The following is an 11,713-nucleotide window of genomic DNA, read 5'->3' as shown; positions in this document are numbered from 1 at the left end:
GGGCGGCTACTCGCCGATGAGCCCCTGCCGCAGCTGCGCCAGCGTGCGCGTCAGCAGCCGCGAGACGTGCATCTGCGAGATGCCGACCTCCTCGCCGATCTGCGACTGCGTCATGTTGGCGAAAAATCGCAGCATGATGATCTGCCGTTCCCGGGGCGGGAGTTTGGCGAGCAGCGGCTTGAGCGACTCCCGGTACTCGACGCCCTCCAGGGCGCTGTCCTCGTAGCCGAGCCGGTCCGCGAGCGAGCCCTCGCCGCCCTCGTCCTCCGGGGAGGGCGAGTCGAGTGAGGAGGCGGTGTACGCGTTGCCGACGGCGAGGCCGTCCACGACCTCCTCCTCCGACACCCCGAGCACGGCGGCGAGTTCGGGCACGGTCGGGGAGCGGTCGAGCTTCTGTGCCAGCTCGTCGCTCGCCTTGGTCAGCGCCAGCCGCAGTTCCTGGAGCCGTCGCGGGACCCGCACCGACCAGGACGTGTCGCGAAAGAATCGTTTGATCTCGCCCACGACGGTCGGCATCGCGAACGTCGGGAACTCCACGCCGCGTTCGCAGTCGAACCGGTCGATCGCCTTGATCAGGCCGATCGTGCCGACCTGGACGATGTCCTCCATCGGCTCGTTGCGGCTGCGGAACCGGGCCGCCGCGTAGCGCACCAGCGGCAGGTTCAGCTCGATCAGGGTGTCGCGTACGTACGCCCGTTCGGGGCTGTCCGCGTCCAGGGCGGCGAGACGCTGGAAGAGGGAGCGGGAGAGGGTGCGGGTGTCGATGGCTTCCGAGCGGTCGGCCACAGCCGGCGCCTCGCTCTTCTCGAGCGTGAGCACCTTGGAGCTGCCCTGGTCTTCGGACATGCCACCCCCTTGAGGTCGCGGACGGTCGCGTACGGCGCGCCCGTCGGAGGAACGCAGCCTCCACCTGAATACCGGAGGCGGGGCTGCGGCAAACGCGGTTCCAGCAGAATGTCACATGTCGGCAACGCGCTGTAGCGCCAAGTCGACATATAACTCCAGCGACAGACCGGAATGAGCCTGATCTGTCGGGAAACGCGGGGAGCGATCTCCACCCGATCCGGTTACGCCTCGATCCTGTTTGCGGACCGGAGTCGGGCGAAGCTCCGCGCGAGCAGCCGGGAGACGTGCATCTGGGACACCCCGAGCTCCGCGCTGATCTGCGACTGCGTCAGATTGCTGTAGTAGCGCAGCAGCAGGATCCGCTGTTCGCGCTCGGGCAGTTGTACGAGCAGATGGCGCACGAGGTCGCGGTGTTCGACCCCGGCCAGCGCCGGATCCTCGTACCCGAGCCGGTCGAGCAGGCCGGGCAGTCCGTCACCCTCCTGGGCGGCCTCCAGCGACGTCGCGTGGTACGACCGGCCGGCCTCGATGCAGGAGAGCACCTCCTCCTCGGTGATCCGCAGCCGTTCGGCGATCTCCGGGGTGGTGGGCGTGCGCCCGTGCAGCGTGGTGAGGTCCTCGGTGGCCGCGTTGACCTGGACCCACAGCTCGTGCAGCCGGCGCGGTACGTGGACGGTGCGGACGTTGTCGCGGAAGTACCGCTTGATCTCGCCCACCACCGTCGGCATGGCGAACGTCGGGAACTGCACCCCGCGGTCCGGGTCGAACCGGTCGATCGCGTTGATGAGGCCGATGGTGCCGACCTGGACGACGTCCTCCATCGGCTCGTTGCGGCTGCGGAAGCGGGCGGCCGCGTAGCGGACGAGCGGGAGGTTGGCCTCGATCAGGGCCCCCCGCACCCGCGCGTGCTCGCTGCTGCCCGGCTCCAGGCCCTTGAGGCGGGCGAAGAGGACCTGGGTGAGCGCCCGGGTGTCCGCGCCCCGGCTCTGGGGCCGGGCGGCCGGTGCGGGGTCGTTCTGGGGATCCTGCTGGGGTGGCACCTGAGGCGCAGTACTGGCCGGCACGGTCACGCCACCCCTTCATGTCAATGCATTCAATAAAAGCGGTCATAGCATCACAAGAGATGCGCACTGTGTGCAAGCACCGTATATCGCCGTGTTGAGGGCAAGTTGGACATTTGGCGGGGGTGGTCCGAGGGAGGCCGGGCCGTGGTGGGCGCGCCTGATACACAGAAGGCCCCCCGCTCCTCGGAGCAGGGGGCCGGAAAGTCGTGGAACCGTGTCGGCGTACGGGTTCAGCGCACCAGTTCGGTCATGAACTCGCCGATTCCGTTGGCGGCATCCGAGATGCCCTGGAAGCCGATTTGGACGATCTCCGCTGCTTTGACCGGCTGGGTGATGATCGTGAAGAGCACGAACACGACGAGCGCGCCCACGACGATCTTCCTGGTGTCCACGAGCGCTTTCGGCCTCCCCTGCCGGTACGTGCAAACGCGCGTGAGTCTAGCCGGTCGGCCGGGGGCTCTCACCTGTCCTTTATGGACCAATGACCCGGTATGAGGGGCCCTTCGCCGGGGCCGCCCCGGTTGCGGGGAGAGCAGAATGGATGACGAGCCCACCGGTTCTGGCAGGAAACCGGAGGGCACAGGGACAGGGCCTCACTGCGGGGTCCGGCCGCATGCTTCCCCCCTGAATGCGGCCGGACCGGCAGGTCCCGTCCTCCTCGGGGGGAGCGGCTTGTCCCCCCGTTGCCGCTTCCCCCGTCCCGGGTGGACGAAGGCCCCGACCTCGGTCGGGGCCTTCGCCGTGTCCGGGACGGCCGGGCCGGTGGCCGTGGTTACTGGATGGCGCCCGCCAGGCCCAGCACCGGCTCGACCGGGGCGATCACCGGCGCGAGGTGGTCCGGCAGCGCCGTCAGCTGGTTCAGCTGGTTCAGTTCGTTCAGCTTGGCGCCGATCTCCTGCACCGAGCCGGGCGTCGCGCCCTCGGGCATTCCCGGCGCGGCCGACGGCAGGTCGGGCAGGGTCAGCGGGCCCTGCGGCAGGACGGCGGCGGAGGCGGCGGGGGCGGCGAAGCCGGCGGCGGCACCCGCGAGGGCGACGGCGGCCAGCAGGCGCTGGGTCTTGGTCATGACGTGTTCAACGGCCCTGTGCCCGAGGCGGTCACGCCGCGGGTTCTGATCGGAGCAACCGCTCCGGCGGCCCCGCATGTGCCGCATACGCCGAGAGCCCCGACCCTTACGGGGCGGGGCTCTCGATCAGAGCGGTAGCGGTGGGATTTGAACCCACGGAGGAGTTGCCCCCTCACACGCTTTCGAGGCGTGCTCCTTCGGCCGCTCGGACACGCTACCGAGAGAGAGCTTAGCCCACGGATGCCCGTGCTCTGAAATCCGTATCCGTCACGCCGTCTCCGTCACGCCGTCTCCGTCACGGCACGCGATCCGTCACAGCGCGCGGAAGAACTCGGTCAGCTGCCGGGCGCACTCCTCCTCCAGCACGCCCTGGATCACCTCCGGCCGGTGGTTGAGCCTGCGGTCCCGTACGAGGTCCCACAGCGAACCGGCGGCGCCCGCCTTCTCGTCGCGCGCCCCGTAGACCACCCGGGCGAGGCGCGCCTGCACGAGCACCCCCGCGCACATCACGCACGGCTCCAGGGTGACCACGAGGGTGCACCCCGGAAGCCGCCATTCGCCGAGGGCGGCCGCGGCCCGCCGGACGGCCAGCACTTCGGCGTGCGCCGTCGGATCACCGGTCGCCTCCCGCTCGTTGTACCCGGTCGACAGGACGTCACCGGCCGGGCCGAGCAGGACGGCGCCGACCGGTACGTCGCCGGCCGGCACCGCCCGGGCCGCCTCCGCCAGCGCCCGGCGCATGGCCTCCTGCCACGGGTCGCGCACGGGATCCGTCCGTACGGTCCCGGGTACGTGCCCGGGGTCGTGCGTGGCGATCACTAGCGGACGGCCTCCAGGACCTCGGTGGCGCCGAGGGCGTCGGCGATCTCCGCGAGGGCGTCCCCGTCGAGGGCCAGCAGCTCCCGGTGGTTCACGCCGAGGTCGTCCAGCAGCCGGGCGTCGCCGAGCGGCCCCGACGGCACCGGCTCGGCCCCGCCCGCGCCCTCGGCGTCCTCGTCCGCGGCGTCGGCGAACGCCGCGACCGCGTCCTCCTCGCCGTCCTCGGTGCCGTCCAGGTCGAGCTCGTCGAGTTCGTTGTCCTCCTCGTCGTCGCTGCCCAGCAGCTCGTCGGTCAGCATCGAGCCGTAGGAGCTGCGCGAGGCCAGGACCGCGTTCGAGACGAAGATCCGCGGGTCCTCCTCGCCGTCCACGCGGACGACGCCGAACCAGGCGTCCTCCTGCTCGATGAGGGCGACCACCGTGTCGTCTTCGACAGCGGCGGAACGGGCGAGATCGGTCAGATCCGTCAGCGACTCGACTCCGTCGAGTTCCATGTCGCTCGCTTCCCACCCGTCTTCGGTGCGCGCGAGCAGTGCGGCGAAGTACACCGTGACTCTCCCACTGGTCATAGGCGTGCCGGTTGGAGGTCCCCCCGGCCGGAGGTTGGGGTGGGGGGTGGAACGGCTGTGCTGCTTGCCGCTCAAGCCCCTCCCCATCGGCATCGTGGCAGAAACAGCGGCTTTGCGAGAGGTCTTCCGCGCTTGCGTCGTGCCGCGCCGTGCGCCGCGCTGGCTGAACGGGTGCTGCTCGGGGGCCCTCGGAGGGGCCCTCGGACGGGCCCGCGCACGGCATCCGTCACCAGCGGAACGTACGCATCCGCATCTGCTGGCGCATCCGGGCCGCGCGGGCGCGTCGGGGCTGCACCCGGTCGCGCAGCTCGCGGGCCTCGTTCAGGTCGCGCAGGAACTGCGCGCGCCGCGCTCTGCGCTGCGCCGCCGTCTCCGCCGTGTCGTCTTCCGCTGTCGGCTGGTCGTCGGGCATCGGCCACCGTCCCAGGCTGGTCCGCTCGTCCTCCTCCGCGTCGCGAAGCAGTCCCCCCGCTCCCCACCTTCCCCCCTGACGGTCACTTGATGCCACCCCTCCGGCTCGCGTCATTCACCTTCCTGAGCTGGTACGACGGCCACCGCGCAGGGGGTGTGGGTCAGGACGGCGTTGGCCACCGACCCCATCAGCAACGCACGTCCCAGCCGCCGGTGGTGCCGGCCGACGACCACCAGGGCGCTGTGCGCGCCGGCCTGCACGAGCAGCCCGGCCGCGTCACCGGGGGAGGCGACCTGGTCCACGGGGAGGTCCGGGTACCGCGTGCGGTACGGCGCCAGCCGTTCGCCCTGGCTCCGCAGCATCTCCCGCTCGGCCGGCGCCCGGTCCGTGTCGGCGAGGACGTCGGGCAGCGCCTCGGGCGGTACGACGCCGAAGGGGGCGTCGATCAGCAGCAGCGGCGAGGGCGGGACGGCGTACGCGGAGACCACCCGCAGGGAGGCCGGCCGGCCGGCGGCGCGCCGCGCCGCGGCCTCCGCGAAGGCGAACGCGATCACCTCGTCGGCGGTCTCGGCGGCGTGCAGCCCGAGCACGACCCGGTCGGCGGCGGCCGCGGGGTCGGTGTCGGCGTCGTGGGCGGCCGTGGCGTCGGCGTCGCGACCGGCAGCCGGGCCGGCGCCGGCGCCGGGGCCGGCCGCGCCGTGTCCCTCGGTGCGGGCGTCGTGCGGGACGACGACCACGGGGCAGGCGGCGGTCGTCGACACCGCCCGGCTGGTGGAGCCCAGCAGCAGGCTGGCGAAGCCGCCGCGGCCGCGCGAGCCCATGACCAGCATCCCCGCACCCTCGGCCGCGCCGCGCAGCGCGACGGGGACCGCGCCCTCCAGCGCCCGGTACCGGGCGCCCTCGGGCACCAGGGCGCGGATGGGGTCCGGCGGCTCGGTGGCGCCGCCCAGCGCCTCGCGGCGGCCGGCGTACAACTGGACGTGATCGGGAAGGACGTGGGCGACGACGAGTTCCGCGTGGTGCCGTCCGGCGGCCGCCACGGCCCATTCCAGCGCCTTCAGGCTGTGGTCGGATCCGTCGACCGCCGCCACGACCGGTCCATCGATCATGGTTCCAGGGTGGCATCGGCGACGGCTTCGCGCAGCCGCGCGCCCGGGTTGCCGCGAGCGTGGCCCGTACCGCGTAGCCTTTTGGGCGCGGGTCGCGTCTTGCGTCCGTTGTCGCAGGTCAAAACCCTGAAGCTGAGCCTTGGAGGATGTTGTGCGTTTGCAGGTCGTCGATCACCCCCTGGTGGCGCACAAACTGACCACCCTGCGCGACAAGCGCACGGACTCCCCCACCTTCCGCCGACTGGCCGACGAGCTGGTGACCCTGCTCGCGTACGAGGCCACCCGCGACGTCCGCACCGAGCAGGCCGACATCGAGACGCCGGTCGCCCCGACGACCGGTGTGAAGCTCTCCCACCCGCGCCCGCTGGTCGTGCCGATCCTGCGCGCGGGTCTGGGCATGCTCGACGGCATGGTGCGGCTGCTGCCGACCGCCGAGGTGGGCTTCCTGGGCATGGTCCGCAACGAGGAGACCCTGGAGGCCTCCACCTACGCCACGCGCATGCCCGAGGACCTCTCCGGCCGCCAGGTGTACGTCGTCGACCCGATGCTGGCCACCGGCGGCACGCTGGTCGCGGCGATCCAGGAGCTGATCAAGCGCGGCGCCGACGACGTCACGGCCGTGGTGCTGCTGGCCGCCCCCGAGGGCGTCGAGGTCATGGAGCGCGAGCTGGCGGGCACGCCGGTCACCGTCGTCACGGCGGCGGTCGACGAGCGCCTCAACGAGCACGGCTACATCGTGCCGGGCCTCGGCGACGCGGGCGACCGCATGTACGGCTCGGCCGAGTAGGCCCGAGCCGTACGGCCGTCACGCGCCGTCACACCGTTACCCGGCCATGCGGCCACCCGGTTCAGCAGGTGGCCGCGGGCAGGGGCTGCGGGTTGGTCAGGGCGGCGAGTGCCTTCTCCGCCTCCTGCACCGTGCTGAGCTCCTTGAACGCGTCACCCAGGATCAGGTCGATGTCCGCGCCCTCGCGGGCGTCGGCCTGCTGGGTGGTGCCGGCCAGGTGCGTGGCGAGCACGGAGTACGCGGCCTTGTCGGTCTTGGGGGAGCCCAGCAGTATCCCGGTGCCGGGCACCTTCTTGTCGAAGTCCGCAGGGGCGTTGCCCACGTCGGCGACGGTGAAGCCGCGTTTCTTGAGCTCGTCGCCGACGGCCTTGGCGAGCCCCGAGCGCGGGGTCGCGTTGTAGACGTTGACGGTGATCGTGCCGGGCTGGGGGAGCTGCACCGGCGGCTGCGCGGCGGTGCTGGCCGAGGCCGGCCTGCCCTTGGTGCCGCAGTTCTTGGTCGCGACGGCGTCGCGTTTGTCCTTGTCACCGCCGAACACGTCGATGAGCTGCAGGGTTCCATAGCCGAGCAGGGCGAGGACCAGGACCGAACCGAGGGCGGTGAACACCAGGCGGCGACGACTGCGGCGGCGGCTCATGCGCGGGTACGCGGCTCCCGTGACGCGGTACTTTCCGCCCATGCCGGGGGGAGTGAGCATGCTCATGGGCGCAGCGTAGTGCGGCCCGGTGACGATGCCTACTAAATGATCTGCTGATCGGGCAAGCCTGACCCGAAAGGCGCAACCAGCCCTTGATCAGCTGTTTTGACCGGCCGACCGATCAGCCCAGTTCGAGGACGCGGGCGTGCAGCACCTGGCGCTGCTGCAGGGCCGCGCGCACGGCGCGGTGCAGCCCGTCCTCCAGGTAGAGGTCGCCCTGCCATTTCACGACGTGGGCGAAGAGGTCGCCGTAGAAGGTCGAGTCCTCCGCGAGCAGCGTCTCGAGGTCCAGCTGTCCCTTGGTGGTCACCAACTGGTCGAGCCGGACCGGGCGCGGCGCGACGTCCGCCCACTGCCGGGTGCTTTCCCGGCCGTGGTCGGGGTACGGCCGCCCGTTTCCGATGCGCTTGAAGATCACACGGAAAGCCTACCGGTCCCGTGCCTGCGGGCGCAGCCTCGTGGTGTTGATGGAAAGGTGACAAACAGGTCTATTCCGGGAGTGAGAGATGAGCGACAGCACCGCCGCGGCCGATGAGATCGCCGCCGGGTACGCCTTCACCGGCCCCGCGCTCGACCTGGGGGCGCTGCTGTGGGACGGGACCTGCCTGCCGGACCGGCAGATCCGCATCCCGCTGTCGATGCTCAACCGGCACGGACTGGTCGCGGGCGCGACCGGCACCGGGAAGACCAAGACCCTCCAGCTCGTGGCCGAGCAGCTGTCGGCAGCCGGCGTGCCGGTGTTCCTCGCGGACATCAAGGGGGACGTCTCCGGGATCTCGGCGCCGGGCGCGGCGAACGACAAGGTCGGCGGCCGGGCCCGGGAGGTGGGCCAGGAGTGGGAGCCCGCCGGATTCCCCGCGGAGTTCTACGCGCTGGGCGGCATCGGGACCGGTATTCCGCTGCGGGCCACGGTGACGAGTTTCGGGCCGGTGCTGATGTCGAAGGTGCTCCAGCTCAACCAGACGCAGGAGCAGTCGCTCGGGCTCATCTTCCACTACGCCGATTCCAAGGGCCTGGAGCTGATCGACCTCAAGGACCTGCGGGCGGTCGTCGCCTTTCTCGTCTCCGACCGGGGAAAGGCGGAGCTGAAGGGAATCGGCGGGCTGTCGACGGTCACGGCGGGGGTCATTCTGCGCGCGCTCACCGCATTCGAGCAGCAGGGCGCCGGGGAATTCTTCGGCGAGCCGGAGTTCGACACCAGCGAATTCCTGCGGACCGCGCCGGACGGGCGCGGACTGGTCTCCGTACTGGAACTGCCCGCCGTACAGGACAAGCCGCAGCTCTTCTCCACCTTCCTGATGTGGCTGCTGGCCGACCTCTACACCGGCCTGCCGGAGGTCGGCGATCTGGAGCGGCCCAAGCTCGTCTTCTTCTTCGACGAGGCGCACCTGCTCTTCAACGGCGCGTCGAAGGCGTTCCTGGAGGCGATCACGCAGACGGTGCGGCTGATCCGGTCCAAGGGCATCGGCGTCTTCTTCGTCACGCAGACCCCGAAGGACGTGCCGGCGGACGTGCTCGCGCAGCTCGGCAACCGGGTCCAGCACGCGCTGCGCGCCTTCACCCCGGACGACGCGAAGGCGCTGAAGGCGACGGTGAGGACCTTCCCCCGTTCGGACTACGACCTGGAGGAGCTGCTGACCCGACTGGGCACCGGCGAGGCCGTCGTGACGGTGCTGAGCGAGAACGGCGCGCCGACGCCGGTCGCGGCGACCCGGCTGCGCGCGCCGAGCTCGCTGATGGGCCCGATCGACGCGGTGGCGCTGGAGACGGCGGTGAAGTCCTCGCTGCTGTACGGGCGGTACGCGCAGGCGGTCGACCGGGAGTCGGCGTACGAGAAGATCAGCGCCGAGCAGGCGGCCGCGGAGGCGGCGGCGGAGCAGGCGGCGGCCGAGGCCGAGGCGGAGAAGCAGGCCAGGACGGCGGCGCGGACGGCGAAGGCGGCGCCGAAGGACCAGTCCCTGGCCGAACAGGTCGTGGGCAGCGGGCTGTTCCGCTCGCTGGCCCGCTCGATCGGCACCCAGCTCGGCCGGGAGATCTCCCGGTCGGTCTTCGGTACGGCGCGGCGGCGGAGGTAGGCGGTGATGAGCGCGACGCGGGAGACGAGCGGGACGAGAGGGACGAGAGAGATGCGGGGCCGGGGTCGAGGGGAAATCCAGGCAACCACCGTCCCCCGTCAGGCCATCGGCTGACAGACTCATGCCATGCGGACCGAACTCACCGACACCACGTCCAGCAAGATCGACCGGGCGCTCCTCGCCGCCCGCCGGGCCGTCGGCAGTCACACGACGGGGCTGGTGCTGACCCTGATCGTGGCCACCGACGAGGAGAACGCGTACGACGCGGTGCGGGCGGCGACCGAGGCCGCACGCGAGCACCCGTGCCGGATCATCGTCGTCATCAAGCGGACCTCGCGCGGTCCGCACACGCTGCGCGAGACGCGGCTGGACGCCGAGCTGCGCGTGGGGTCGGACGCCGGGACCGGCGAGATCGTGATCCTGCGCCTGCACGGGGAGCTGACCGGTCACACGGGTTCGGTGGTACTGCCGCTGCTGGTCCCGGACGCGCCGGTGGTCGCCTGGTGGCCGGCCGACGCGCCGGACCGGCCGGCTCACGACGAGCTGGGCGCGCTGGCCCAGCGCCGCATCACGGACGCGCAGTCCGCGCCCGACCCGGTCGCCGTGCTGGACGAGCGGGCCGCCGCCTACACGCCCGGTGACACCGACCTGGCGTGGACGCGGCTGACGCCCTGGCGGGCGCTGCTGGCGGCGGCCCTGGACCAGAGCGGGCTCCCGGTGACGGGGGCGGGGGTGGAGAGCGAGGCGGGGAACCCGAGCGCCGAGCTGCTCGCCCGCTGGCTGGAGGACCGGCTCGGGGTACCGGTGGAGCGGGTCGCCACGCGGGGTCCGGTGATCACGCGGGTCCGTCTGGAGACCGCGGACGGGGAGATCCGTATCGACCGCCCTGCGGGGGCGGTCGCGACGCTCTCCGTGCCGGGCCGGCCGGACCGGCCCGTCGCGCTGAAGATCCGTACGAACGCGGAGCTGATCGCGGAGGAGCTGCGCCGGCTCGACGCGGACGTGATCTACGGCTCGGCGCTGCGCCGGCGGCCGCTCCAGGCGGCGCTCTCGGCGTAGTGGTTGTCGTAGACGGGTGAGGAGTCCTTGATGTCCTGGACGGTGGCCTCGCCCGCGTTCACCCGGCCCAGCAGCCGGTAGTAGTCGAAGCGCTCCATGCCGGGCGCGAACCCGACGAACACCTGGGCGGTGTGGCCCGCGGCGGGCGCGAAGGCGTGCTTCACTCCGGGCGGTACGGCGAGGAAGTCGCCCTTGCCGAGCGTGGTGACCTCGTCGTCCACCAGCACGTCCAGCCGCCCGTCGACGACGAAGAAGAACTCGGTGGCCCGGGTGTGGAAGTGCACCGGCGCCCCGGCCGCGCCCTCGTCGAAGGTGGCCGTGTTGCAGGTCAGTCCGGCCTGGTCGGTGAGCAGGGTGATCAGGCTGCCGGGGGCGTCGGAGACGGTCTCGGCGGTGGCGTTCCGGGTGAGGTGCGCGCTCTCGTTCGTCTTCATGTCCCTCAGCCTATGGCGGTGATCGACCGGTTTCAGGGGTCATTTTCATGGCCGATTTCCCGGTCAATTCGCGCCCCGCACGGGATGTCCGTGCCCGGGCTACCCGCCACGCTTCGCGGCCTTGGCCGCCGCCTTCGCCTCCTGCTTGTACGCCCGCACCCGGGCCAGGGACTCCGGGCCCGTGATGTCCGCCGCCGAGCGGTGGGCGCCCGCCTCGCCGTACGCGCCCGCGGCCTCCCGCCAGCCCGTGGGGCGTACGTCCCACTGCTTGCCCAGCAGGGCCAGGAAGATCTTGGCCTTCTGCTCGCCGAACCCCGGCAGGGCCTTGAGCCGCGCCAGCAGTTCGGCGCCGGTCGCCACCTCGCTCCACAGGGCGGAGGCGTCTCCGCCGTAGTGCTCCACCAGGTACGCGCACAGCTGCTGCACCCGCCTGGCCATCGCCCCCGGGTAACGGTGCACGGCCGGCTTCTGCGAGAGCAGCGCCGCGAAGGCCTCCGGGTCGTACGCCGCGATGGCGTGCGCGTCGAGGTCGTCGGCGTCCATCCGGTGCGCGATGGTCCACGGCCCCGAGAACGCCCACTCCATCGGCACCTGCTGGTCCAGCAGCATCCCCACCAGCAGCGCCAGCGGGCTGCGCCCGAGCAGCGCGTCCGCCTCGGGATCCTGGGCCAGCCGCATCGTGTGTTCCATGCCCCCAGCCTGCCGCGCGACCGCGTTCCCCGCGCGCCCGGCACACCGCGCGCCTAGCGTGAGGAGTGGGAAGGAGTGAGGCGTAC

15 protein-coding genes and 1 tRNA gene are annotated in these 11,713 nt (G+C 71.8%); 3 read left to right on the top strand and 13 right to left on the bottom strand.

Features of this window, described 5'->3' with window-relative positions:
- Window positions 1–6 precede the first annotated feature (6 nt).
- The 9 genes from ACIPXB_RS04565 to ACIPXB_RS04525 all read right to left on the bottom strand — a co-directional run bounded on the left by ACIPXB_RS04565 (window position 7) and on the right by ACIPXB_RS04525 (window position 5,885).
- Entirely contained in the window at window positions 7–846 is an 840-nt protein-coding gene (locus tag ACIPXB_RS04565; RefSeq protein ID WP_401444507.1) for an RNA polymerase sigma factor SigF, read from the bottom strand.
- Between the two features lie 221 nt (window positions 847–1,067).
- A complete protein-coding gene (locus tag ACIPXB_RS04560; protein ID WP_401444504.1) occupies window positions 1,068–1,910 on the bottom strand; it encodes an RNA polymerase sigma factor SigF in 843 nt (280 codons plus the stop codon).
- 230 nt (window positions 1,911–2,140) lie between these two features.
- The gene (locus ACIPXB_RS04555) at window positions 2,141–2,302 is read right to left on the bottom strand and encodes a hypothetical protein (RefSeq protein ID WP_401444501.1); all 162 of its coding nucleotides are present in this window, start codon (window positions 2,300–2,302) and stop codon (window positions 2,141–2,143) included.
- A 380-nt stretch (window positions 2,303–2,682) separates the two neighbouring features.
- Window positions 2,683–2,976, bottom strand: coding sequence for a hypothetical protein (locus ACIPXB_RS04550; RefSeq protein ID WP_401444499.1), 294 nt, complete (start codon window positions 2,974–2,976; stop codon window positions 2,683–2,685).
- A gap of 132 nt (window positions 2,977–3,108) precedes the next feature.
- Window positions 3,109–3,195 (bottom strand) — tRNA-Ser (locus ACIPXB_RS04545).
- A 93-nt stretch (window positions 3,196–3,288) separates the two neighbouring features.
- Window positions 3,289–3,717, bottom strand: coding sequence for a tRNA adenosine(34) deaminase TadA (gene tadA, locus ACIPXB_RS04540; protein WP_401445791.1), 429 nt, complete (start codon window positions 3,715–3,717; stop codon window positions 3,289–3,291).
- Window positions 3,718–3,794: 77 nt separating this feature from the next.
- Window positions 3,795–4,343, bottom strand: a complete 549-nt coding sequence (locus tag ACIPXB_RS04535; RefSeq protein WP_401445789.1) for a hypothetical protein — start codon at window positions 4,341–4,343, stop codon at window positions 3,795–3,797.
- Window positions 4,344–4,590: 247 nt separating this feature from the next.
- A complete protein-coding gene (locus tag ACIPXB_RS04530) occupies window positions 4,591–4,776 on the bottom strand; it encodes a hypothetical protein (RefSeq protein WP_401444497.1) in 186 nt (61 codons plus the stop codon).
- Window positions 4,777–4,886: 110 nt separating this feature from the next.
- Window positions 4,887–5,885: a universal stress protein gene (locus tag ACIPXB_RS04525; RefSeq protein ID WP_401444495.1), complete on the bottom strand. Its 999-nt coding sequence runs from the start codon at window positions 5,883–5,885 to the stop codon at window positions 4,887–4,889.
- A gap of 151 nt (window positions 5,886–6,036) precedes the next feature.
- On the opposite strand from ACIPXB_RS04525, the gene upp reads away from it, so the two are divergent.
- Window positions 6,037–6,672: a uracil phosphoribosyltransferase gene (gene upp, locus ACIPXB_RS04520; RefSeq protein ID WP_401444492.1), complete on the top strand. Its 636-nt coding sequence runs from the start codon at window positions 6,037–6,039 to the stop codon at window positions 6,670–6,672.
- A gap of 61 nt (window positions 6,673–6,733) precedes the next feature.
- On the opposite strand, the gene ACIPXB_RS04515 is transcribed toward upp, so the two are convergent.
- Window positions 6,734–7,375 (bottom strand): LytR C-terminal domain-containing protein, encoded by a 642-nt coding sequence (locus ACIPXB_RS04515; RefSeq protein ID WP_401444489.1) that lies wholly within the window; start codon window positions 7,373–7,375, stop codon window positions 6,734–6,736.
- A gap of 115 nt (window positions 7,376–7,490) precedes the next feature.
- On the bottom strand, window positions 7,491–7,787 hold the full coding sequence (locus tag ACIPXB_RS04510) for a type II toxin-antitoxin system VapB family antitoxin (RefSeq protein ID WP_003955420.1): 297 nt from the start codon (window positions 7,785–7,787) through the stop codon (window positions 7,491–7,493).
- A gap of 88 nt (window positions 7,788–7,875) precedes the next feature.
- Between ACIPXB_RS04510 and ACIPXB_RS04505 the strand changes: the two genes are divergently transcribed.
- Window positions 7,876–9,444: a helicase HerA-like domain-containing protein gene (locus ACIPXB_RS04505; RefSeq protein WP_401444487.1), complete on the top strand. Its 1,569-nt coding sequence runs from the start codon at window positions 7,876–7,878 to the stop codon at window positions 9,442–9,444.
- Between the two features lie 126 nt (window positions 9,445–9,570).
- Entirely contained in the window at window positions 9,571–10,503 is a 933-nt protein-coding gene (gene opcA, locus ACIPXB_RS04500) for a glucose-6-phosphate dehydrogenase assembly protein OpcA (RefSeq protein WP_401444485.1), read from the top strand.
- Here opcA and ACIPXB_RS04495 read toward each other — a convergent pair.
- Both ACIPXB_RS04495 and ACIPXB_RS04490 read right to left on the bottom strand, forming a co-directional pair.
- A complete protein-coding gene (locus tag ACIPXB_RS04495; RefSeq protein WP_401444482.1) occupies window positions 10,452–10,937 on the bottom strand; it encodes a cupin domain-containing protein in 486 nt (161 codons plus the stop codon). The genes opcA and ACIPXB_RS04495 overlap by 52 nt on opposite strands.
- A gap of 99 nt (window positions 10,938–11,036) precedes the next feature.
- Complete coding sequence (locus ACIPXB_RS04490) at window positions 11,037–11,627, bottom strand: HhH-GPD-type base excision DNA repair protein (RefSeq protein ID WP_401444479.1); 591 nt, start codon at window positions 11,625–11,627, stop codon at window positions 11,037–11,039.
- Window positions 11,628–11,713: the final 86 nt, after the last annotated feature.

The sequence above is a fragment of the Streptomyces sp. NPDC090022 genome (assembly GCF_044748145.1).
In the GTDB taxonomy this organism is placed as follows: Bacteria; Actinomycetota; Actinomycetes; order Streptomycetales; family Streptomycetaceae; genus Streptomyces.
Note: the sequence above shows the minus strand (reverse complement) of the source record. Positions and strands in the feature narration are given on the sequence as shown.